Raw genomic sequence first — 22702 nt, forward strand, 5'->3', positions numbered from 1 at the left:
GCGCGGCAAGCTGTGCGGCGCTTTGCTTGCCTTCGCTGTAGCGCTGCCAAAGGGTGTTGGGATTAAGGCGTTGGCCCCCTATGAATTGGCGCTTACAGGAGCCGCAATGGTATTGCTGTTTCCCGTTGTCACGATGCCCGTTTTTCTTGACCTGTTTGGAGCCGCAGAAAAAGCATTTTTTGTGTTCAAAGGTTTTGACCCCGCGTAAAGCCTTGCAGCGTAAGGGCTACAACGATTTTTAGCATGAAATTTGTCCATTACGCCGCATATCCCCATATATAGCTAATGCTCTTAATCCTTCATACAAATATGCCCTGAATGCTGCGTAGATGCAGCAAGTTTGGCATCAATGCCGTATGAAAAAATAAGCTGATTAACTCTAGTCGCTTCAAACAGGATGAGACAAGGCGGCGAGCCGAAGATAGCACAAATAATACGGCGAGGCTCGCCAACAACGTATCAGTTCTAGTTGAAACGGCTATACGCCGCTTGGCAGCATTTCTTCCGTGCCACTATCAAGAACGCAAAAGCAGGTGATGCCATAAAGATTTGTCATTAAATTTTTATCATTCTATTGAATTTCTGAATATAAGAAACAATAGATCTCCTCTAATTTGAAGAGTAAAAAGTAGATTTTCTCAACTCCGCCTATACTAATATAATTATAATATCTGTTTGTTTTATCACATAATTTGCTGCATAATACTTTATCAAATGAAATGCAAATCTTTGTTTTTACTTCTATTTTTTCTCCATTCCTACTTGTATTTAATAAGTATTTATAAAAATATTCAAATTTTATTTTTTCATTTCTATAAAAATCACTGAATGATATCTGTTCTTCAAAGGGTACTATATCAAAATTATAAATATCTCTAACAAAGAGAAATTTTTCTATTTCTTTCTGAAAGAAGCAGGTAAATATTTTATCATATTTATTCAGCGTTATTCCAATGACAAAATTACTTATAAAAGTATCATTCATCTAAGTAAGCCTCCTGTATCATATAAAAATTTACATATATAATCTCAATTCCCGATATATTCGTTTCTTTAGCCGCAGAAAATGGACATTGTGATTTTGTATAAAACAGTAATCCAAATTGACTTCTTATCTTTTTCTCTTGGTAAGTTTTTTGACTAGAAAGACAAAATTCATATATTAATTGCTTATTAATATCAAGTACTAATTTCTCAGATTTCTTATTGAAGAAATCAAGCGACAAATATTTCCAATCTATAATATAAATATCTGGATTACTATCTTTAGGTTTCATTCCTTTTTGAAAAAAATTATCTAGCATTAAACTTAACTTCTCTTTTTCTATGTTTTTTATAGAAAAAGAGTATTTGGTTCTTGGGAGAAAACGAGCTTTTGGGGAAATTCTTTTATGTTGGCTAGAAAGATTGTTACGTAATCTGTCAAGAAATCCAAGAAAAAATGTATCATGATGATACTCATCTTTAAGTGTAAATTTAACTTCCTTATATATATAAGAGAAATGGCTTTCTTCAGCCCGTCTGCGTATACCATTATTAAAAAATTCTTCAGCTTTACTATTGACTGAAAAATTTTCTCTATTCTCTAGAACCATATCAGGGCGCATCCAGCGTTTTTTGTCATTAAACTCAATATAGAAAGGATTATAAAAATCTTTATTTATATATACTGAGTGCCCACCATAATTTTTCTTTATTAATCCCTCTCTATTAATAGGTGTCAGAGTATCGCAGTACAATATATTTTGTTCTTTACTCTCACTTGCCATATAATAATTGCACATATCTTCCCAAACTTGAGAGAAATTGTTAATCCCCCAGAAGCCTTCTTCATTATTATCTATGTTTGCTTCTAATTCTCCATATAAAAATTTTTCTATCGCTTCATAAATCAACCAATATTGGTTACTCTTATACGAAGTTAAATTATGTATTTTATTTAGAATATCTTTGAGAGTTAAAATAGTGGAAATAAAAGAATTTTCATTAAATAAGCTTTGATTATAAGAGAGATGTTTTGCAGAAAAAGATGCTGATATATCTGCTATAGCAACATCCAAGTCTACTTTTAATTCAACGGCAAGTTCTTTATAAATATAACAGTACATCTCAATTAAGTCTGAAGGAATATCCTTTATCGCATTTCTCCTGTCTAATGTAAACTCTATAAATATCGCATTATTTTTTTGATAGATACCTTTATCAATCAAATAATCTATTTTTGAATAGTCTACATCTTCTGTTAGTCCGATTTCCCTAACTAGGGTAGCAATTTCCAGCTCTTTGCAGAGATCTATAATGCTATCAATAGCATCAATCTTGCTATATAAAATTACTTCTTCATTATTTTCCTTATTGACAAATCTATATAAAAACCCATTGTTTTTCATTAGATTATCTTTAGATTGTGGTTTTTCATCAGAAATATCATCTAATTTATTTTCATAAACATGACGAAACTTTTTAAATGTCCTATATATCTTAAAGAATAATTCTTTAACATTGTTATATGTTTCTTCAAAATCATCAAATCCCTTAGGAAGGCTAAAGGCTAAATTACCGCTCTTATCTCTTCTAATTCCCACAAAAGAACCATATCCTTCTAGTTCTTCACCTTTAACTATTTTTATTTTATTAAAATCAAACATAATATTCTTTTATGGCATTAATAAAATCATCTACCTTTGATGAAAAATCTCCAAAAGTTACCAGTTTATTGTTATTTAACAAATCCATAAGCGGCTTTTTATCTTGCGGAAAAACACTATCCCAAATAAAAAACATCAGTTTATTCTGAATATCAGCTTTAGAAATTATTTCATTTTTTATAAAATATTTTCCAATTTGCTTATCCTCGATACCACGAATATAATTATTATTGTTTTTAATAAATTTATTAATATTGTGTACAAATTTTTCCCACTCTTGCCGACTTGAAAATGCGTTACCTGGGCTTTTTATTAGATTAGAATTTATATCCACAAATTCCCAATCCCATCGCCTTTTGAAAGCTGAATCCATGTGATATATGGAATTGTCAGAGGTGTTCATGGTTGCAATGATAGATAAATTAGATGGTATTTTTATTGTTTTATTAATTAAATCAAAATTTAAGAAGGAAATTCTGTTCTGAAGAGTCTCTAATTTTTTGACCCCATCATAGGGTGATAATCTATATTCATCAATTTCTTGATTCTTATCATACGTAAAATTACATCCTATTAGTTCTAATAATTTTATAAACATGATGCCATTAATACTTGTATTATAACTTGACCATCCGTCATTATCTCTATCTAATAGTTGAAATATAGAGCCAAAAATAGCAGATGAATTTCCTCTATTAATTTCATCAATTACTAATGCAACATTTTCAATTTCTTTATTTTCATCCTTATTACCCTACTTATCATATACTTTCAAAATATTTTTATATGCTTGGCTTAAAGCTTTTAAAAAATGCCCTTCATAGAAATTATATTCTACTTGTCCTGCCTTTGTCATGGGCAATAGTTTTCCCATAAAGTCTCCAAAAGTATACTCAGGATGAAATACAGCCTTAATGACATTTTCTGGATTTTCAGAGATATCAATTCCCAATTCATTAGGAATAATATTTTTATCCACTAAATAGCTCTTCCCTGTACCAGGACTGCCAAAAATTATCTTTTGTATATATTTCATATGCTTCCTCCAAAATTAATTACATACTTATCTTATCAATTCGTTGCATATAATCAATACCCGCCAATCAGCACCGCCGCGCTGCGTTGGCTGATGAAGCCGTCCGGGATTTGGCCGCTGGCGGCTTGCCACTGGCGGAAGGCGCTGCGCGTGTTCGCGCCGAGGATGCCGTCCGTGCCTTTGGTGTCGTAGCCGGCGGCGGTGAGGGCCTGTTGCAGGCGTTGTACGTCGTCGCGGGAAAGCGCCTGTTCGTCGCGCGGCCAGGCGGCCCTGATGCCGCCGCCGCTGCCGCCGATGCCGTCGGCGAGCAGGCCGATGGCAAGCGCGTAGCTGGAAGAGTTGTTATAGACCTTGATGGTTTTGAAGTTCGGGTAGAGGAGCAGCGCCGGGCCGCTGTGCCCGGCGGGCAGCCACAGGGTGGCGTGCAGGTTTTCCTGCGGCAGTGCCGCGCCGCTCACCTGCCGCACGCCACGTTGCCCCCATTGCGCGAGCGGCAGGGTCTGGTCAATGTCGCGGTAGTCGAAGGCGGCGGGCAGGCTCACTTCGCGCCCCCAGCGCTGGCCGCGCTGCCAGCCGGATTGGCTCAGGTAGTTGGCGGTGGATGCCAGCGCGTCTTCGATTTGCCACGGGTCGCGGCGGCCGTCGCCGTTGCCGTCCACGCTGTATTGCAGGAAGGTGGTGGGGATGAATTGGGTGTGCCCCATGCCGCCCGCCCATGAGCCGCGCAGTTCGTCCCAGCCCACGTCGCCGCGCTCGATGAGTTGCAAGAGGGCGATGAGTTGCTGTTCGGCGAAGTCGCGGCGGCGGCCTTCGTAGGCCAGGGTCGAGAGTGCCTGGATGAGGTCAACGTTGCCGGTGTTCTCGCCGTAGGCGCTTTCCATGCCCCAGAAGGCGACGATGTAGGCCGCGCCGACGCCCGTCTGCGCCTCAATCTGCTGCAAGAGGTCGCGGTAGCGGGCGAGCTGGGCGCGCCCTTTCCGGATGCGGTCATCGGAGACGGCGTTGTCGAGGTACGCCCAGACCATTTTGTTCAGCTCCGGCTGTTTGCGGTCGGCGCTGACCACTTTTTCTTCGTAATGGGTGCGGGCGAGTAATTGCCGGATGTCGCTGTCGGCGATGCCGGCGGCGGCGGCGCGCCGGGCGAAGGCCTGCTGCCATTCGGCAAAATTGGCAGGCTGGGCGGGCTGCGCCGGGGTTTCCGGCTCAAGCGGCGGTTGCACGGGTTCGACGGGCAACAACGGCGGGCGCGTGCCGCAGGCGGTGAGCAGGTAGGCAACGGCGAAAACCAGGATGGAACGGAACAGGGTCATGGCGGCAATCCGGCAAAAATGAAGAAGCGGTTAGGATAATGGCAGACGGGCGGGGCGGCAACCGCACGGCTGCGATGCCCGGCGGCATCGTCCGCCCGAACGGGCACAGAATAACTTGTTGATTGCAAAAAAAAAAAATAAACTAAACTCCGACATTCAAACAGCACAGGAGTAACACCATGCACAAAACCACCCTCAACCTGGCCGCCATCGTCGCCGCTACCCTGCTCGCCGCCTGCGGCGGCGGTTCGGATGACACTATCACCCCCGCCGATAACGGCAACCGCAACGCGGGCAACGTGACCCCCAATAACGGCGGCAATACGGGCAGCGGCAGGATCCTCGTCCCTGCCCCCGCACAACCGACGGCAGCCGAAACGGCGGCGTTCAATACCGGTAAACAGTTCCGCACTGAGGCGGTAGTGTTGGTCAGCGACGGCTTTCGCCCTTACACCATCAACGCCAACGGCCGCACTCTCGTTCGCGCTTACAAAAATGGCGACACGGGCCTCCTGGAAGGGGATTTCCGCAGCCTGCCGAGCGGTTTTTCCAGTATCACCGGTACCGGTACCGAAAGCGGTTCCAGTACCACCATGCCGGCCAGCATCCGCAGCTATCAGGGTTTCCGCAGTGGTGTAACCATTGTGTATAACACCAACGACGTATCTGTCGTTTACTTGCCTTATGGCATACACACCCCGCCCGTCACCATCCCCACGGCAGGCAAGGCAACCTATACCGGCACTGCTTTCGACCGGAACGAGCGCGGCAGTCTTACTTACAACGTAGATTTCGGCGCGAAGAGCGGTGAGGGGCGTATTGACGGCCTCAGCCGCTACGGCAATATCACCCTCGCAAAAAGCAATTTTGGGACGCGGCAAATGCTTGATGGCAATACCGCCACAGGCATCGCAGGCACGGCATCCACTACTGATGGCGACCGTTTCGCTTATTCCCTGGGTTTTTACGGCGACCATGCCGAGGAAATATCCGGCTTCGCGGTCAACAATTCGTTGGAAGGCATCGGCCTGCACGGCACACGCGGCGCGATTACCGAATAAAGCAGCAACAACAAGCCAACTGCACAGGAGACACAACCATGCACAAAACCACCCTCAACTTGGCCGCCATCGTCGCTGCCGCCCTGCTCGCCGCCTGCGGCGGCGGTTCGGATGACGCCATCACCCCCGCCGATAACGGCAACCGCAACGCAGGCAACGTGACCACCACCCCCAATAACGGCGGCAATACGGGCACCCGCAGCGGCAGGATCCTCGTCCCCGCCCCCGCACAGCCGACGGCGGCCGAAACGGCGGCGTTTGATGCCAGAAAAGCCGGCAGCCAGCAGGCAGAAATTATTGGCGGCAACGTTTTCCGCCCCATTACGATTACCGTCAATAACCGCCCCTTCATAAAATCCGAACGGCGCGGCAGCGGCTATGTCAGCATCCATGACTACCGCAGCCTGCCGTCCGGCTATGCCAGCCTCAGCGGCGTTGCGACGGACGACAGTGGCAGCGCAACGGTCAACGTGCGCAGCTATCAGGGCTTCCGCAGCGGCGTGGCTGCCACCTACAACGGCAACGAGTTCTTGACTATCAATCAATATGGCGACATCACGCCGGAGTCCGCCGTGCCACGGGCGGGCAAGGCAACCTACACCGGCATTGCCTTTGATCAGGGCGAACGCGGCACCTTCACCTACAACGTCGATTTCGGCGCAAGGCGCGGTTCGGGTTACGTCAGGAACATGGCCCGTTACGGCGGCGGTATCACCCTTGCCGAGGCCCCCTTCCACACCTACACTCTGCAAGACGGCAGCATCAGTACCGACATCAGCGGCGATGCGAGCGGCCTGCTCGACGACTATCAATACATCTTGAGCTTTTACGGCAACCGCGCCGAAGAAATCGCCGGTTTTGTCGCGGGCGAAGAGCTGGAAGCCATCGGTCTGCACGGCACACGCGGCGCGATTACCGAATAAAGCGTCTGCCGATGACAAAAGCCCGCGCAAGCGGGCTTTTTTATGCGCCGCTTGCTGTATCCTCACGCTGTTTTTCTTCGGGATATTTTGATGCTGCTTTCCGGGTCTTCCCCTTTCTGGCGCTGGCAGGCGGCGTACCGCCCCGCCGCGTATGTGCTCGCGTTGAGCGGCGGGCGCGACAGCATGGCGCTGTTGCAGGCGCTGGTCGCCGTGCGGCAGCGGCTCATCGTGCCGCTAACCGCCTGTTATGTGGATCACGGCTGGTCGACGGCAAGCGGTGCGTGGGGCGCGTTTTGTGTGCGTGAGGCGGCGGCGCGCGGAGTCGCTTGCGAGGTGTTGCGGCTCGATTGGCAGGCGGCGGCGGGGGAAAGCATGGAGGCGCGGGCGCGGGCGCTGCGTTATCAGGCACTGGCGGCGCGTCTGCCGCCGCGCGGGGTGCTGCTTACCGCGCATCACCGCGAGGATCAGGTGGAGACGTTTTTTTTGCAGTTGTTGCGCGGCAGCGGGCTGGACGGCCTCGCCGCGATGCCCGCGCAGCGGCCGTTCGCGGATGGCGCGCACTGGCGGCCGCTGCTGGATACGCCGCGCGCCGATATTGAGGCGTTTGTCGCCGCCGAGAGGGTGGCGTTTCTCGATGATCCCAGCAATGCGGATACGCGTTTTGCCCGCAACCGCCTGCGGCATACTGGTTTGCCGCCGCTGGCGGAGATGGCGGCAGCGGTCGCGCGTTCGGCGGGCTGGCTGGCGGAGGCGCAGGCGGTGCAGCAGGCGTTGCTGGACGGGATTCTGGGCGCGGCGCAGACGGTATTGCCGTGGGATGCGCTGGTTGCCGCGCATGGGGCGATGGTCGCGAAGGCGTTGTTGCGCCGCTGGTTGCAGCGCGCCGGACAGCCTGCGCCGCCGGGCAAGCGGTTGTTGTCATTTGTGGAGGCGCTCGGCGGGCAGAATGGTCATGCGGAATTGTGTTATGGCGGGACGGTGGTGGTGCAGCATCGCGGCTGTCTGCATCTGTTCCGCGCCAGCACTCCACAATCGCCGCCGCCGTTTGCGGCGGTAAGCGATTGGCCAGGCGTGGGCGTGTTGCGCCTGCGCGCGGGGCAGGATTTGCTGGCGGGCAGGGATTGCCGCTGGGCGCTGTTCCCTTGTGCGGCGCGCTGGCAGGCGCCGGGGCAGCGTTATCCGCAGTCACTGAAAAATTTCTTGCAAAACAGCGGGGTGCCGCCGTATCTGCGCCGCCGCCTGCCGCTCCTCCTGGTGGACGGCGAGGCGGCGTGGCTGGGCGGTTTCGGCGCGGCGGCAGGCCGGGACGGGCTGGCGTTTGACTGGCATCAACAGGCGCATTCTGTTAGCATTTCGCATCATTTTTCATCGGTTTCGGACGCATGACCAAGTTTATTTTTGTTACCGGCGGCGTGGTTTCTTCTTTGGGGAAGGGCATCGCCGCCGCTTCTTTGGGCGCCATTCTGGAATCACGCGGGCTGCGCATCACGCTGATCAAGCTCGACCCTTATATTAATGTCGATCCGGGGACGATGAGCCCCTTCCAGCACGGCGAGGTGTTCGTCACCCACGACGGCGCGGAAACCGACCTCGACCTCGGCCACTACGAGCGCTTCGTGCGCATGCGCGCCACCCAGTTCAATAATTGCACCACCGGCCGCATTTACGCCGAGGTAATCCGCAAGGAACGCCACGGCGATTATCTCGGCGCGACGGTGCAGGTCATCCCGCATATTACCGATGCCATCAAGTCTTACGTATTGCGCGCCGCCGAAGGAGCGGATATTGCGCTGGTGGAAATCGGCGGCACGGTCGGCGACATCGAATCGCTGCCGTTTCTCGAAGCCATCCGCCAGCTCGGTGCCCAGCTCGGCCGCAGCCGCTGTATGTATATCCACCTGACGCTCCTGCCCTACATCGCCGCCGCCGGGGAACTGAAAACGAAGCCGACGCAACACAGCGTCAAGGAATTGCGCTCCATCGGCATCCAGCCGGATATGCTGATCTGCCGCGCCGACCGCGATATTCCCGACGACGAGCGACGTAAGATCGCCCTCTTCACCAATGTCCCCGCCGATGCCGTCTTCGCCGGACTGGACGTAAAAAATATCTACGAAATCCCGCTGCTCTATCACAAGCAGGGTGTGGACGAAGTCGTCATGCGCCACTTCGCCCTCGATGCCGCCCCCGCTGATCTCAGCGACTGGCAGCAGGTCAACGACGCCATCGCTAACCTGAAGCACGAAGTGACGATTGCCATGGTCGGCAAATACGTGGATCTCACCGACGCCTACAAATCGCTCAACGAAGCGCTCTATCACGCCGGCATCCGCAGCGGCAACGCGGTGAACATCCGCTACATCGATTCCGAAGACCTGCACCGGCAGGGCGTGTCGCTGCTGGAAGGCGTGGACGGTGTTGTCGTGCCGGGCGGCTTCGGCAATCGCGGCATCAACGGCAAAATCCGCGCCGTGCAATACGCGCGCGAAAACCGCATCCCCTACCTCGGCATCTGCCTCGGCATGCAGCTCGCCGTCATCGAATACGCGCGCCACGTCCTCGGCATCGAAAACGCGGGCAGCACCGAATGGGGCGATAGCAGCCAGGAACCCGTGGTCGCTCTCGTCACCGAATGGGTGAACGAACGTGGCGAGACCGAACAGCGCGACAAACAAAGCGACCTCGGCGGCACCATGCGCCTCGGCGCCCTGCCGGCGCGGCTCAAATCCGGCAGCAAAATTGCACAAATCTACGGCGCGGAAATTATCAACGAACGCCACCGCCACCGCTACGAAGTGAACAGCCACTACGAAAAACGCCTCGAAGAAGCGGGGCTCGTCATCTCCGGCCGCTCCGAAGACAACGGCCTCGTCGAAGTCATCGAACTGCCCGATCACCCGTGGTTCATCGCCTGTCAGTCGCACCCCGAATTTACCTCCACCCCGCGCAAAGGGCACCCGCTCTTCGAATCCTTCATCCGCGCCGCGCGCGCCCATCACGACGGAGCAGACCGATGAACCTCTGCGGACACCACATCGGCAACGACCGCCCCTTCTTCCTCATCGCCGGTCCCTGCGTCATCGAGTCCGAAGCCCTCGCCCTTGCAACGGCGGAAACCCTGAAAACCATCACCGAGGACCTCGGCATCCCCTTCATCTACAAATCCTCCTTCGACAAGGCCAACCGCTCATCCGGCGCCAGCTATCGCGGCCCCGGCATCGCCGAAGGGCTGCGCATCCTCGCCAAAGTCAAAGCCGAGATTGGCGTCCCTGTCCTCACCGACGTGCACGAAGACACCCCGCTCGATGAAGTCGCCGCCGTGGTGGACGTGCTGCAAACCCCCGCCTTCCTCTGCCGCCAGACCAACTTCATCCACAACGTCTGCGCGCAAGGGCTGCCCGTCAACATCAAAAAAGGCCAGTTCCTCGCGCCGTGGGATATGCGCCACGTCGCCGACAAAGCCAGAAGCACCGGCAACGGGCGCATCATGCTGTGCGAACGCGGCGTGAGCTTCGGCTACAACAACCTCGTCTCCGATATGCGCTCGCTGCCGGTGATGAAAGAAACCGGCTGCCCCGTCGTCTTCGACGCCACCCATTCCGTGCAACTGCCGGGCGGACAAGGCGCCTCCTCCGGCGGGCAGCGCGAATTCGTGCCGGTACTCGCGCGCGCGGCAGTTGCCGTCGGCGTCGCGGGGCTGTTCATGGAAACCCACCCCGACCCGGACAAAGCCCTCTCCGACGGGCCGAACGCCTGGCCACTGGGACAAATGTCCGCGCTGCTCAAACAACTGCAAGCGCTCGACAACATCGCCAAAACCCTCTAACCAACAGGAGCCAACACAATGACGACAACCGTACAAAACGTCAAAGCCCTCGAAATCCTCGACTCGCGCGGCAACCCGACCGTGCAAGTCACCGTCACCCTCTCCGACGGCGCACAAGGCACCGCTGGCGTTCCTTCCGGCGCCTCCACCGGCTCGCGTGAAGCCCTCGAACTGCGCGATGGCGACAAAGCCCGCTACCTCGGCAAAGGCGTAACCAAAGCCGTTGCCAACGTCAACGAAAAACTCGGCCCGGCGCTCAAAGGCAAAGCCATTGACGACCTCACCGCCCTCGACAAAATCATGCTCGACCTCGACGGCGACGACTTCAAAAAGAACCTCGGCGCAAACGCCATCCTCGGCGTCTCCCTCGCTCTCGCCCACGCCAAGGCTGCCAGCCTGAAAAAACCGCTCTACGCCGTGCTGCACAACACCACCGGCTACACCCTGCCCGTACCGATGATGAACATCGTCAACGGCGGCGAACACGCCGACAACAGCGTGGACATCCAGGAATTCATGATCATGCCTGCCGGCTTCAATAGCTTCCACGAAGCCCTGCGCGCCGGTTCCGAAATCTTCCACACCCTGAAAAAAGTCCTGCATGACAAAGGCCTTTCTACCGGCGTCGGCGACGAAGGCGGCTTTGCCCCTGACCTCGGCTCCAACGAAGAAGCCCTGCAAGTCATCATGGAAGCCATCGCCAAAGCAGGCTACAAAGCCGGCGAACAAATCTACCTCGCCCTTGACGTTGCCGCTTCCGAACTCTACGAAAACGGCAAATACAGCCTCGCTTCCGAAGGCAAAACCTTCACCTCTGCCGAATTTGTGGACTACCTCGCCGGCCTCGTTGAGCGCTACCCGATCGTCTCCATCGAAGACGGCCTTGACGAAAGCGACTGGGACGGCTGGAAAATCCTCACCGACAAACTCGGCGGCAAAGTGCAGCTCGTCGGCGACGACCTCTACGTCACCAACACCCGCATCTTCAAAGAAGGCATCGAAAAAGGCATCGCCAATGCCATCCTCATCAAGCCGAACCAAATTGGCTCCCTCTCCGAAACCCTGCAAGCCATCAAAATGGCTGAAGATGCCGGCTACGCCGCCATCGTCTCGCACCGTTCCGGCGAAACTGAGGACACCACCATTGCCGACATCGCCGTTGCCACTAGCGCCACGCAAATCAAGACCGGTTCACTGTGCCGCTCTGACCGTGTCGCCAAATACAACCGCCTGCTGACCATCGAAGCCGAACTCGGTGCTGAGGCCCGCTACGGCGGCAAAGCCGCCCTTCTCGGCAAAATCAAAAACTGAGCGGCATGAAAAAAGCGTTTATTACCCTGATGCTGCTCGCCATCGTGGGAAGCCTCGGTCTCATAAACGCCTACCTGTGGCGGTTGCAGAACCGTACCCAGGAACATATTGCCGACCTGCGCCAGCAGGTCGGCTTGCATTTGCGCGAAAACAAACTATTGAACGACCGCAACGACGCCCTGCGTGTCGAAGTCGAAAATCTCAAATCGCCCGAAGCCTACTACGCCCTCGAAGAAAAAGCGCGCGAGGACTACGGCATGATCGGCAAAAACGAAACCTACTTCGTCCTGCCCGACAGCGAAATGGCGGACATCCCCGACATCCCTGCCCTTGTCGAGCGGGAAAAACGGCGCAAGGCCACCGCCGCATTCACGACCGGTGCCGAGCCCTTGCTGCCGCCGGATGCCCGCCCTCTTGATCGGCAACTCAAACTCGAAACCGACCCGGCCGCGACCGCCGCCAGCGGCAAAAACAGCGTCGAACCCATCCCCGTCAGCGCCGTACCGCTGGAACTCGAATCCCTGCCCGCCCGGTAGCCTCCCATCCCTTCACCCAACCGGTGGCGCAATCTCTTTGCCGCATTACCGCTTCTGGCACATCGCCGCATGGTCCTTTGGACACGGCAAATCTTTTTTGATGTTGTTTTCCATGTTTCTTCCCTACCGTCGCCGGGCGACCGCAAGCGGGAAGGTTTTTCTCCATGCAAACGGCTTCATTCCGGGGCGCTTCATTTTTTGCCATACACGAAAAAGCCGGTACGAAACGGTGCCAACCGCTCTTCCCTTCCCCCCGCTTGCGGGACGGGAACAGCTCGCGCGGCGAGAAAGAGGTAAGGGTGTTCGCCCGCAGGACGAATTTTGTCATGTGCGCAACGCCGCATAAAAAACGCCGCATTGTCGCGGCGTTTTTTATGCGGCAGGCGGGCATCAGGCGACTTTGTGAATCCAGCCGTAGCGGTCGGGGGCGATGCCGTACTGGATGTCGGTGATGGCCTTGCGGATGGCGAGACCGCGTTCCTGTCCGCCGGTAACAGGGATTTCTTTGCCGTGGATGACAAAGGCGGTAACGGGCGAGATGACCGCCGCCGTGCCGGTCAGTATCGCTTCCGCGCCGCCTTCGACTGCCGCTTGCAGTTCGGCGACAGTGAAATCGCGCTCGCTGACGCGGTAGCCGAGGTCGGCGGCGATTTGCAGCACCGAGGCGCGGGTAACCCCGTGCAGGAATGCATCGGTGAGCGGTTTGGTGATGATTTCGTCGCCCTTGATCAGCATGAAGTTGCTGGCACCCGTTTCCTGCACGTCGCCACCCGGACAGAAGAGCACCTGGTTTGCGCCGTATTTTGCTTTGGCATCCAGCACCCACGGCAGGGCGGAGGCGTAGTTGCCGCCGCATTTGATGCGCCCCATGTGCGGCGCGCAGCGCATGTGTTCGGTCTCGACCAGCAGTTTCATCGGCGAGCCGACTTTGAAGTAGTCGCCGACCGGCGAGGCGAGGATGTAGAGCAGGGCGCTCGTCGTGCCGCTGCCCGCCTTGCCGATAACGGGGTCGGTGCCGACCAGGGTCGGACGCAGGTACATGGCGTTCGGCGCATCGGGGACGATGTCGGCAGCGCGCTTGACCAGTTCGAACAGCGCGGCGCGGTAGGTATCCGCTTCCGGTACCGGCATTTGCAGCAGGCGGGCGCTTTGCCGCATGCGCGCGATGTTGTCGTCGGGGCGGAAGATGACGATGTCGCCGTTTTGCTGGCGGAAGGCTTTCAGCCCCTCGAAGCATTCGCTGCCGTAATGCAGGGCGTGCGCGCCGGGCGGGAAGGGCATTTCCGCGCTGCTTTGCCAGCGCAGCGGCTGCCAGGCGCCGCCCTCAAAGGCGATGACCGGCATTTCGGGGTAAAACACGCTGCCGAAGACGGCGGGGACTTCTCTGCTCATGGGATTTCCTCTGTGATATGGGTTGGGGGTGGCACGATAGCGCGCCGCCTGCCGCTTGGCAAGGAATGGCGCGCGGATTGAGCGGGTTTTACCGCATCACGTAATCATTGTAGGTATTCCCGCCTTGCATCCGGGAGAAATGATGATAACGCCGCCGTGCAGTGGTGATTTTCGCCAGTGTCAGGTGTGCCTGGGCGGATGCGGCGGGTAGGGCAGCGGCAGGATATGCGCCAGCCGCGCGCGCACGTCGTTCCAATGCCAGAGCCGGAAGGCGGGGTGGGCGTCGATGCCGACATCCAGCGCCGCACCGTGCAGCCGTACGCAGCCGTGGGTGTGGCCGTAGAGATGCCAACTGCCGCGCTGCGCGCCGCGCCATTCCAGAATGGGGTAATGGAACATCACCAGCGTCTGTCCATCCAGTGTTTCTTCGTGGTAGGGCCTGATCCAGCGGAAGCGCTCGGCGAGATAGGGATCGGCGCCGAGTTCGTCATCATGATTGCCACTGATGAGGCAGATTTCGCCGTTGAGTTCGGCGAGCAGGCGGAAGGTTTCGGCCAGTCCGCCGAAGGAGACATCGCCGAGGTGGTAAACGCGGTCGCCCTTGCCGACCTGGGCATTCCAGCGGGCGATGATAGCGCTGTTCATCTCGTGCACACTGCGAAAGGGGCGGTGGCAGTACTTGATGATGCCGTGATGGAAGAAATGCGTATCTGCGGTAAAAAATACATTCATGCCTGTTTCCATTGAATTTTTCGTTGCATGATAACAAAAAAGGAGGGCGCCATTTCAGGGCGCGCGTCAACAGAAAGCCCCTGCGACGCAGGGGCAGGACGAAGAAGGCGATCCCGTCAGTCTGTCAATTCGTACCGGTACCGCGCGACCATTGCTGTGTGCCGCCGAACGCACCCTGGAAATTCTCCGTCGGGTTCGTGTAGTGCCCGGCCATCTCTTTGGCATTGTCGCCGTAGAAGGCACCGTCAACGTGCGTATTGTTGGTAATGCCTGAAAATTTGTTGCCGTTAATCGTCGCTTCCAGATTGCGATCAACGAAATTGCTCTTGTCGCCCGGTTTGGTAAAGGCCATTTTCAGGGTCTTGTCGGCGAAATTGGCCCTCGCAATCATCACGCCGTTGCTGTAAGCGTTATCGGCATTATTGACATGAAGCACGTCGCCGACATATTCCGCCTCGCCTTTTGCCGGGACATTGGCAGACAAATATCCCTGATGGAAGACGATATTGTTGCCGTCGTAATTGAGGGCACCAAAGCGGGCATTCGCCTGTCGGGTCGTGCCGACATAGAACTTCCTGTAAGAAACGCCGCCCAGCACCACGCCCCTGTCCAGGGCAACGATCCGTCCGTTTTTTATACCAGACACGACCAGCGGCAATTCCCTGCCATTGAAGGTCAGCGTATCGAAACTGGGCGCATTGCCGGATACCGAACCATCGGCAGCGTGCTTGTCGGTGTTGTAAGAACGCATGCTGCGATAGACATTCTTGCCGGGCGTTGGCGCGGGCGCAGGAATATTGGGCGTGGGCTTGGGCGATGGGACAATCTTGATACCGGGGCCACCGCCGCCGCAACCGGCAAGCAATAAGGCCAATGCAACACCGCTTATGGTACCCATGAATCTGGAAGACATAACAATCTCCTTACATTTTGAATAAAAACAACAGGGGATTCATCGCAAACAGCATGCAGGCATCGGGCAATGATGCGGGAATTGTCCGGAATCGCCCACCTGCATTCAGGTAACGCCGAATCCGTGCATCATTATGTGAAGCGGCCATGATTTCCGTCAAGCAAACAGAACGGCATAACGCGTACTTTGCCCGTTTATCGCGCTGAATATACAAGGAAAATATTGATAATTACTAAATACGCATATTGCGGACAGAATTTATTTATCTGTACGGCGACGTGTATCGGCGCAATATAGGTGGTAGGGAATCTCACCATAATCCGGCAGAATAGGGCGCGATATGTGCACATAAAAGGAAAACCATAGGCAAATGAAACAAAACCGTCATCAGGAAATATACATATCCGATTGTATCTGGCCGGTATCAGCAATAAGCAATAGCAATACGCGCGGCGGGCAAGTCGCTGAAAACCGCACGACCCCGCCCGGGCGCTCCGCTTGCGGTTTTTCCGCCCGCCGCATGAGGTCTGCCCCGTTTGCTGCGGCCATGCAAAAAAACCGGCGGCTGCCGGTTCTTACGCATCAAAGCGAATGCCGTCGGCGGCGATGGTGACCGGCTGATGCTGCGGTGGCGGGGTGTCGGCAAGCGCGAGGATACAGTCGCCGAGGCCGCTGCCGCTGATTTTTACTGCATGGGCATGCGGGCGGGCAGCGGCGATGTGCGCCGCTTGCACCGCATCACAGACGCCGAGGGCGGTCATCAAGGTCTGGTAATCATTCAGCAGGCGGTAAACGTCCGGCCAGTCACCGCTTGCGGCGGCTGCGATGGTGGCCGCACTGTTCGCGCCCATTTGCGCGTAGCATTCCCGGTAACGCTGTGGTTCGGCTGCGGCACGGGCGGCGAGCTGCGCCAGCACGGTAGCGGTCGGCGTTTTGTAGCCCGCATAGCGCAGGCTGAGGCCGGTGGGCGGCAGTGGCAGTGGGCGGATGCGGGCAGATGTGATGTCTGTGGCGGGGGTGTAGGCAATGATGCTGCCCGCCAGCGAGGCGGCGAGGTCGGCACCGCTGCCGCGCTGTTGCACGGTGAGGATGGTACGGTGCGCCGCGCGGTGCAGGGCAGGCGGGTCGCAGGCATCGCCGCGCAGGCGGGCAAGCAGGGCGGTGCAGGCGGCGGTTACGGCAGCAGATGAACCGAGGCCGAGGGTGGGGTCGATTTCGCTGAGAATGTCGAGTTCCAGGCCGCAGGCGGGTGGTGTCTGGCGCAGGGCGGCGAGGATAAAGCGCAATTTGGGATGGTCGGCGAGGGTGTCGAGGTCGGTGGTGTGTGCAGCCAGCGCGCTGTGGATGATGAGGCGGCGGTCGGCGCGGGTTGTGGCATGGATGCGGATGCGCGCGGCGACAGCGCAGACGATGGCGGACGCCCCATAGACCACGGCGTGCTCGCCGCTGATCATGATTGAGCCGGGGGCGGAGACGGTGAGTTGTGTCATCAGATGCCGCCTTGTGGCCGGGCGGCAAGCGGTTTGTGCGGGGTGTGGTTGAATCGCCCAAACATGGTGGCGACAAGGAGAGGCGGGGCAGGCTGCAGCCCGCCGTGATAACGCCGATGGTGGGCTAAAGCCCACCCTACAAATCCTGTCTTGCTTCTTGGGATTGGCATGACGCCGCGCTCGCCGGCGGTCAGTAATTCATTCCGCGTCATCTTGAAATATGAGCCATCCGGATAATGATCCGAGCGGTATGCCGTTTGGCATGCGGGCGGGTTTAGGCGGCGCTCCCGGGAATAAAAACAAGGGATTTTCTCCCTTGTTTTTTCTCTTTGTGTTATTGATGGATTCGTTGGGCATATCTTTCGGATCACCACTTGCAAGAAGTTGTGCTTGGGCACAGAACATCAAATAAAACAAAGAGAACCAATACACCACCTAAGATTATCATAAGTCTGGATATAATAATTATTGTGCCCTCAACAAGGCCTTTGCTTGCAACTTTTGTATAACTGTCATCAGTCCCCCCCCCCCCCCCCCCCCCATTTTTTCTCTTTCAATGCGGCGATAAAACTGTCTTCTATCAATAGCGATTAAACAAATTACGCCAATAATTATAAAGATAATACCGATTGTGAAGTTTCCCATTTTTTACTCCTGATTCAATGGTTGGGATTCAGCAATGGAATATTTCCCCATGCTGCATGGATTTGTGAGAAGCCTGTTTTCAGGCATCTCACGAATAGGGTTTTATTTCTGTTTCCAGCCGCCGCCGCTTTGGTACCACCAGCCTTTGCCGGCCTGGCTGATCCAGCGTTCGGCGAAGGTTTTCTGGATTTGTGCCGCCCAGTTTGGCTGGTTGTTGGCATCCGCAATGGCCTGGTAGAGGGCTTTGCGGTCTTTGTTTTCGGCGTTGACGAGCTGGTTCATGCGGGCGCGGTCGCGCATTTCGGCGGCGCCCGCGTCGCGCACGGCGATAAGGCCGTCGGCGGTGAGGCCGATCGCGCCTTTGTCGAGAAAGGGGCGCAGTTCGCCGAAGCGCCCCGCCATGCGCGCCTTGATTTGCTCGATTTGCGGCGAGGTGGCATTGAAGTCCACGTTTTGCGCGTGGGCTTCGCTGCTGATGCCGTTCAGCACGGCGATGAGGATGTGGCGCGGATCAAGGCGATGCGCGCTGTGTCCGCTTTTTGCCGGTGCGGTTTCTTGTGGTGCGCCGTCGGTTGCACTCCGGTTGCCGCTGTTTTGCCGCCAGACATCGTGGATGATTTGGTCGGCGGCTTTTTCGACGGCCGCCGCCGGGAAGTAGATGTTGACGGTGACGCAGGAAACGACGACGATGGGGGCAAGCAGGGCGAGGCTGCGGCTGAGCATGGTGTGCTCCTTCCCGTGCGGGGGTTATTCTTTGGCGCGTCCGAGGTATTCGCCGCTGCGGGTATCGACGCGGATGACGTCGCCAATGTTCATGAAGAGCGGCACGCGGACGACGGCGCCGGTTTCGAGGGTGGCCGGTTTGCCGCCGCCGCCCGAGGTGTCGCCGCGCAGGCCGGGGTCGGTGTCCACGACTTTGAGTTCGACGAAGTTCGGCGCGGTAACGCTGATGATGTTGCCGTTCCAGAGGACGACGGTGCACAGCGCCTGTTCGAGCATCCATTTGTCGGCGTCGGCGACGGCGGCGGCATCGGCTTGCAGTTGTTCGAAGGTCTCGGGGTGCATGAAGTGCCAGCTGCTTTCGTCTTTGTAGAGGTATTGCATTTCGGTTTCGTGCACATCGGCGGCTTCGACGCTGTCGCCGGATTTGAAGGTGCGCTCGATGACGCGGCCGGTTTTGAGGTTGCGGACTTTGACGCGGTTGAAGGCTTGGCCTTTGCCGGGTTTGACGAATTCGTTTTCGACGATGTTGTAGGGGTCGCCGTCAAGCATGATTTTCAGGCCGGCCTTGAATTCGTTGGTTGAGTAGTTTGCCATTGGGGTTCCTTAGTGTGTTGTGTGGTGAGGGCGCTATGTTAGCGGAATCAGACGTTGAAGCGGAAATGAATGATGTCGCCTTCCTGAACGCGGTAGTCTTTGCCTTCGAGCCGCCATTTACCGGCTTCTTTGGCACCCGCTTCGCCGTGGTAGCGGATAAAGTCGTCGTAGGCGATGACTTCGGCACGGATGAAGCCGCGCTCGAAGTCGGTGTGGATGACGCCTGCGGCCTGCGGCGCGGTGGCGTTGGCGGGCATGGTCCAGGCGCGGACTTCTTTGACCCCGGCGGTGAAGTAGGTGCCGAGACCGAGCAGGTCGTACCCGGCGCGGATGACGCGGTTCAGGCCGGGTTCGGCAAGGCCGTAACCGGCGAGCAATTCGCCCTGTTCGTCGCCTTCCAGTTGCGACAGTTCGGCTTCAATCGCCGCGCAAACGGTGACGACGACGGCACCGCTTTGTCCGGCTTTGTCGCGCACTTGCTGCACGTAGGCGTTGTCGCCGTTAATGTGCGCTTCGTCCACGTTGGCGACGTACATCATCGGCTTCATGGTGAGCAGGAAGAGTTCGCGCAGGGCTTTTTTCTCTTCGTCGGCCAGCGGCAGGGTGCGCGCAAGGTTGCCGTCTTCAAGATGCGGGGTAAGACGGGCGATGATGTCGAGTTTGAGCTTGGCGTCTTTGTCACCGCCTTTGGCGATGCGGGCCAGGCGTTGCTGGGCTTTTTCCAGCGAGGCCAGGTCAGCCAGTATCAGCTCGCTTTCGATGACCTGAATGTCGCTCAACGGGTCAATTTTGCCTGCGACATGGACGACGTCGTCGTTATCGAAGCAGCGCACGACTTGGGCGATGGCGTCTGTCTCGCGAATGTTGGCGAGGAACTGGTTGCCCAGTCCTTCACCCTGGGATGCGCCGGCGACGAGGCCGGCGATGTCCACGAATTCCATGGTGGTCGGCAGGACGCGTTCGGGTTTGACAATGGCTGCCAGTGCATCCAGGCGCGGATCGGGCATATAGACGATGCCGGTGTTGGGCTCAATGGTGCAAAAGGGGTAATTTTGCGCATCAATGCCCGCGTTGGTCAGGGCATTGAAGAGGGTGGACTTGCCGACGTTCGGCAGGCCGACGATGCCGCAGTTGAATCCCATGTGGTGTTTCCTCTTGTTTCGTGTGAAACGGCCGCATTGTGAATCGCGGCGGTTTTTATGTCTGTTTCAGGCGGTACTGTGCAGGCGGTGCATGGCTTTTTCCGCACCTTCTTGCAGCAGAACCGGCAGGATGTGCAGGCCGCGCGTGATGGCGGTGTCGATTTGTGCCTGCTCGACTTTGCCTGGCGGGTGCAGGACGTAATCTATGACCTGGTTGCGGTCGCCCGGATGGTTGATGCCGAGACGGAGGCGGTAAAAGTCTTTGCTGCCGAGCGCGGCGATAATGTCGCGCAGGCCGTTATGCCCGCCGTGTCCGCCGCCGTATTTGAGTTTGACCGCACCTTCGGGCAAGTCGAGTTCGTCATGGACAACGAGGATTTCTTCCGGGGCGATGTCATAGAATTTGGCCATAGCACTCACCGCCCGCCCGCTGGCGTTCATAAAGGTGAGCGGCTTGAGCAGGTGCAGCGGCTGGTTGGCCAAAAAGATTTTGCCGTACTCACCCTGGAATTTTTTGTCTTCGACGAGACGGGCGCCTTCGTTTACCGCCAGTTGATCCAATAACCAAAAACCCGCGTTGTGGCGGGTTTTTTGGTAGCGTTCCCCGGGATTACCGAGGCCGACGATCAGTTTGATCATGTTTATTCGGCATCGCTGTCGCTTGATGCGGCGCTTTCACCATCACTGTCGTCAGCGGCTGCCGCACGGTTCGGATGAACGATTTGCGCGACAACGGCATCGGCGCGTTCGTCATCGTGAACGAGGCGCACACCTTGCGGCAGTTTGAGATCACGCAGATGGATTACATCACCCAAGGCAACCTCTGCCATATCAACGGTGATGTTTTCCGGCAGGTCACGCGGCAAACAGATAATGTCCACACTGTTGAGATGGTGTTCGACCAAGCCGCCCGCCTTGACGCCGACGCTGCTTTCTTCGTTGGCAAAGTGCAGGCTGACGGTGGCTTGCAGTTCCTGACCACGCACGACGCGCTGGAAGTCAAGATGCTGATACAGCGGTTTGTAGAGGTGGCGTTGTACGTCACGCACGATGACTTCGACATCACCCTGCCCTTCAACTTGCAGGCAGATGATTTGTGAGTAGAAGCTGTCGAATTTGCCGTAGCGCACCAGTGCGTCTTGCGAGAGGGCGATGGATAGCGGTTTGTCTTCACCGCCGTAGATGATGGCGGGTACCAGTCCTTCCCGACGCAGGCGGCGGCTCGCACCTTTCCCGTTGTCCTGGCGGACTTTGGCACTCAGGGTATAAGCGTAGTTACTCATATTTTTCTCCTTAAAGATAAAAAAGAGCGCTTGCGACCAGCGCTCTCCTGTTTTTCGTATTCGTCCGGTTCAGTTGACGAACAGCGAAGAAATGGATTCTTCCACGTGAATGCGGCGGATGCTTTCCGCCACCAGTCCGGCAATGGACAGGACGCGGATTTTCTTGCAGGCTTTGGCCGGTTCGCGCAGGGCGATGGAATCCGTCACAATCAGTTGATCCATGCCGGATGCCTCGATGTTTTCGATAGCTTTGCCGGAGAGGATGGCGTGGGTGCAGTAAGCAGTAACGGAACGCGCGTTGCGTTCTTTCAAGGCTGTCGCGGCGTTGGTCAGGGTGCCGGCGGTGTCAACCATGTCATCCACCAGGATGCAGTCGCAGCCTTCGATGCTGTCACCGATGATGTTCATCACTTCGGATTCATTCGGCCGCGGACGGCGTTTGTCGATGATGGCCAGTTTGGCATTCATTTGCTTGGCAGTAGCACGAGCCCGCAAGACACCGCCAATATCCGGCGAGACGACTACCGGGTTTTTGAAGTCCTGTGCCAGCAGGTCATTGAGGATGATGGGCGTGGCGTAGATGTTGTCCACCGGGAAATCAAAGAATCCCTGAATCTGGTCGGCATGCAGGTCAAGCGTGAGAACGCGATCTATGCCGACGCCAACAATCATGTTGGCGACGACTTTGGCGGAAATCGGCACCCGTGCCGAGCGCGGACGACGATCCTGACGGGAATAGCCAAAGTAGGGGATAACGGCAGTAATGCGGTTGGCAGAAGCCCGGCGCAAGGCATCGCTCAAAATGAGCAGTTCCATGATGCTGTCATTGGTCGGATGACTGGTCGGCTGGATAACGAAAACATCCTTGCCGCGTACGTTTTCTTGCAGTTCGACGCGGATTTCGCCATCCGAGAATTTATCGACTATGGCATTGCCGAGCGGCAAGCCGAGATGCTGAACGATCTGACGGGCAAGTTGCGGATTGGCATTGCCCGTGAATACGGTCATGCTGCCTCTGGACACGTGTTCACCTTGCATATGGGAAGGAAAGATGGCTGGGGTGGAAGGATTCGAACCTACGAATGCCGGGATCAAAACCCGGTGCCTTAACCACTTGGCGACACCCCAGTATTATGG

Annotated in this window: 24 protein-coding genes and 1 tRNA gene; 8 read left to right on the forward strand and 17 right to left on the reverse strand. The window is 55.5% G+C overall.

Going from position 1 to position 22702, the window contains the following annotated elements:
- Positions 1-208, forward strand: a 208-nt coding sequence (locus Q0562_RS00670; RefSeq protein WP_298639782.1) for a hypothetical protein, incomplete at its 5' end; no start/stop codon positions are given.
- A 363-nt stretch (positions 209-571) separates the two neighbouring features.
- Here Q0562_RS00670 and Q0562_RS00675 read toward each other — a convergent pair.
- The 5 genes from Q0562_RS00675 to Q0562_RS00695 all read right to left on the reverse strand — a co-directional run bounded on the left by Q0562_RS00675 (position 572) and on the right by Q0562_RS00695 (position 4994).
- Positions 572-985, reverse strand: a complete 414-nt coding sequence (locus Q0562_RS00675) for a hypothetical protein (protein ID WP_298639783.1) — start codon at positions 983-985, stop codon at positions 572-574.
- A complete protein-coding gene (locus tag Q0562_RS00680; RefSeq protein WP_298639784.1) occupies positions 978-2648 on the reverse strand; it encodes a hypothetical protein in 1671 nt (556 codons plus the stop codon). The genes Q0562_RS00675 and Q0562_RS00680 overlap by 8 nt, the downstream gene beginning before the upstream one ends.
- Entirely contained in the window at positions 2641-3246 is a 606-nt protein-coding gene (locus tag Q0562_RS00685) for a hypothetical protein (protein WP_298639785.1), read from the reverse strand. Before Q0562_RS00685 ends, Q0562_RS00680 begins: the two co-directional genes overlap by 8 nt.
- Positions 3247-3402: 156 nt before the next feature.
- Positions 3403-3684, reverse strand: coding sequence for a hypothetical protein (locus tag Q0562_RS00690; protein ID WP_298639786.1), 282 nt, complete (start codon positions 3682-3684; stop codon positions 3403-3405).
- A 53-nt stretch (positions 3685-3737) separates the two neighbouring features.
- On the reverse strand, positions 3738-4994 hold the full coding sequence (locus Q0562_RS00695; RefSeq protein ID WP_298639788.1) for a lytic murein transglycosylase: 1257 nt from the start codon (positions 4992-4994) through the stop codon (positions 3738-3740).
- Between the two features lie 179 nt (positions 4995-5173).
- On the opposite strand from Q0562_RS00695, the gene Q0562_RS00700 reads away from it, so the two are divergent.
- From Q0562_RS00700 to Q0562_RS00730, 7 genes are all read left to right on the forward strand, one after another.
- Positions 5174-6055, forward strand: coding sequence for a factor H binding protein domain-containing protein (locus Q0562_RS00700; RefSeq protein WP_298639790.1), 882 nt, complete (start codon positions 5174-5176; stop codon positions 6053-6055).
- A gap of 38 nt (positions 6056-6093) precedes the next feature.
- A complete protein-coding gene (locus tag Q0562_RS00705) occupies positions 6094-6978 on the forward strand; it encodes a factor H binding protein domain-containing protein (RefSeq protein ID WP_298639791.1) in 885 nt (294 codons plus the stop codon).
- Positions 6979-7068: 90 nt separating this feature from the next.
- Complete coding sequence (gene tilS, locus Q0562_RS00710; RefSeq protein WP_298639793.1) at positions 7069-8364, forward strand: tRNA lysidine(34) synthetase TilS; 1296 nt, start codon at positions 7069-7071, stop codon at positions 8362-8364.
- Positions 8361-9995: a CTP synthase gene (locus Q0562_RS00715; protein ID WP_298639795.1), complete on the forward strand. Its 1635-nt coding sequence runs from the start codon at positions 8361-8363 to the stop codon at positions 9993-9995. Before tilS ends, Q0562_RS00715 begins: the two co-directional genes overlap by 4 nt.
- Entirely contained in the window at positions 9992-10804 is an 813-nt protein-coding gene (gene kdsA, locus Q0562_RS00720; RefSeq protein WP_298639797.1) for a 3-deoxy-8-phosphooctulonate synthase, read from the forward strand. The genes Q0562_RS00715 and kdsA overlap by 4 nt, the downstream gene beginning before the upstream one ends.
- Positions 10805-10822: 18 nt before the next feature.
- Positions 10823-12115: a phosphopyruvate hydratase gene (gene eno / locus Q0562_RS00725; RefSeq protein WP_298639799.1), complete on the forward strand. Its 1293-nt coding sequence runs from the start codon at positions 10823-10825 to the stop codon at positions 12113-12115.
- A 5-nt stretch (positions 12116-12120) separates the two neighbouring features.
- Positions 12121-12651, forward strand: coding sequence for a septum formation initiator family protein (locus Q0562_RS00730; RefSeq protein WP_298639801.1), 531 nt, complete (start codon positions 12121-12123; stop codon positions 12649-12651).
- A gap of 390 nt (positions 12652-13041) precedes the next feature.
- On the opposite strand, the gene ilvE is transcribed toward Q0562_RS00730, so the two are convergent.
- The 12 genes from ilvE to Q0562_RS00790 form a co-directional block, all read right to left on the reverse strand.
- Positions 13042-14043, reverse strand: a complete 1002-nt coding sequence (gene ilvE, locus Q0562_RS00735; protein WP_298639805.1) for a branched-chain-amino-acid transaminase — start codon at positions 14041-14043, stop codon at positions 13042-13044.
- A 180-nt stretch (positions 14044-14223) separates the two neighbouring features.
- On the reverse strand, positions 14224-14775 hold the full coding sequence (locus Q0562_RS00740) for a metallophosphoesterase family protein (protein ID WP_298639807.1): 552 nt from the start codon (positions 14773-14775) through the stop codon (positions 14224-14226).
- Between the two features lie 124 nt (positions 14776-14899).
- The gene (locus Q0562_RS00745) at positions 14900-15688 is read right to left on the reverse strand and encodes a transferrin-binding protein-like solute binding protein (RefSeq protein ID WP_298639810.1); all 789 of its coding nucleotides are present in this window, start codon (positions 15686-15688) and stop codon (positions 14900-14902) included.
- Positions 15689-16263: 575 nt separating this feature from the next.
- Positions 16264-17178 carry a mevalonate kinase gene (locus Q0562_RS00750; protein ID WP_298639813.1) on the reverse strand — a complete coding sequence of 305 codons (915 nt, stop codon included), beginning with the start codon at positions 17176-17178 and terminating at the stop codon, positions 16264-16266.
- A gap of 465 nt (positions 17179-17643) precedes the next feature.
- The gene (locus Q0562_RS00755) at positions 17644-17823 is read right to left on the reverse strand and encodes a hypothetical protein (RefSeq protein WP_298639816.1); all 180 of its coding nucleotides are present in this window, start codon (positions 17821-17823) and stop codon (positions 17644-17646) included.
- A 102-nt stretch (positions 17824-17925) separates the two neighbouring features.
- Positions 17926-18546 (reverse strand): YdbL family protein, encoded by a 621-nt coding sequence (locus Q0562_RS00760; protein WP_298639819.1) that lies wholly within the window; start codon positions 18544-18546, stop codon positions 17926-17928.
- A 24-nt stretch (positions 18547-18570) separates the two neighbouring features.
- Positions 18571-19140: an elongation factor P gene (efp, locus tag Q0562_RS00765; protein ID WP_006984540.1), complete on the reverse strand. Its 570-nt coding sequence runs from the start codon at positions 19138-19140 to the stop codon at positions 18571-18573.
- Between the two features lie 47 nt (positions 19141-19187).
- Positions 19188-20282 (reverse strand): redox-regulated ATPase YchF, encoded by a 1095-nt coding sequence (gene ychF, locus Q0562_RS00770; protein ID WP_298639823.1) that lies wholly within the window; start codon positions 20280-20282, stop codon positions 19188-19190.
- A 66-nt stretch (positions 20283-20348) separates the two neighbouring features.
- A complete protein-coding gene (gene pth / locus Q0562_RS00775) occupies positions 20349-20921 on the reverse strand; it encodes an aminoacyl-tRNA hydrolase (protein WP_298639825.1) in 573 nt (190 codons plus the stop codon).
- Between the two features lie 2 nt (positions 20922-20923).
- Positions 20924-21565: a 50S ribosomal protein L25/general stress protein Ctc gene (locus tag Q0562_RS00780; RefSeq protein ID WP_298639828.1), complete on the reverse strand. Its 642-nt coding sequence runs from the start codon at positions 21563-21565 to the stop codon at positions 20924-20926.
- Between the two features lie 69 nt (positions 21566-21634).
- Positions 21635-22573: a ribose-phosphate pyrophosphokinase gene (locus tag Q0562_RS00785; protein WP_298639830.1), complete on the reverse strand. Its 939-nt coding sequence runs from the start codon at positions 22571-22573 to the stop codon at positions 21635-21637.
- A gap of 44 nt (positions 22574-22617) precedes the next feature.
- Positions 22618-22693: transfer RNA gene (locus tag Q0562_RS00790), tRNA-Gln, on the reverse strand.
- Positions 22694-22702: the final 9 nt, after the last annotated feature.

Origin of the sequence: uncultured Cardiobacterium sp. (assembly GCF_938028825.1) — a bacterium.
Taxonomy (GTDB): domain Bacteria; phylum Pseudomonadota; class Gammaproteobacteria; order Cardiobacteriales; family Cardiobacteriaceae; genus Cardiobacterium.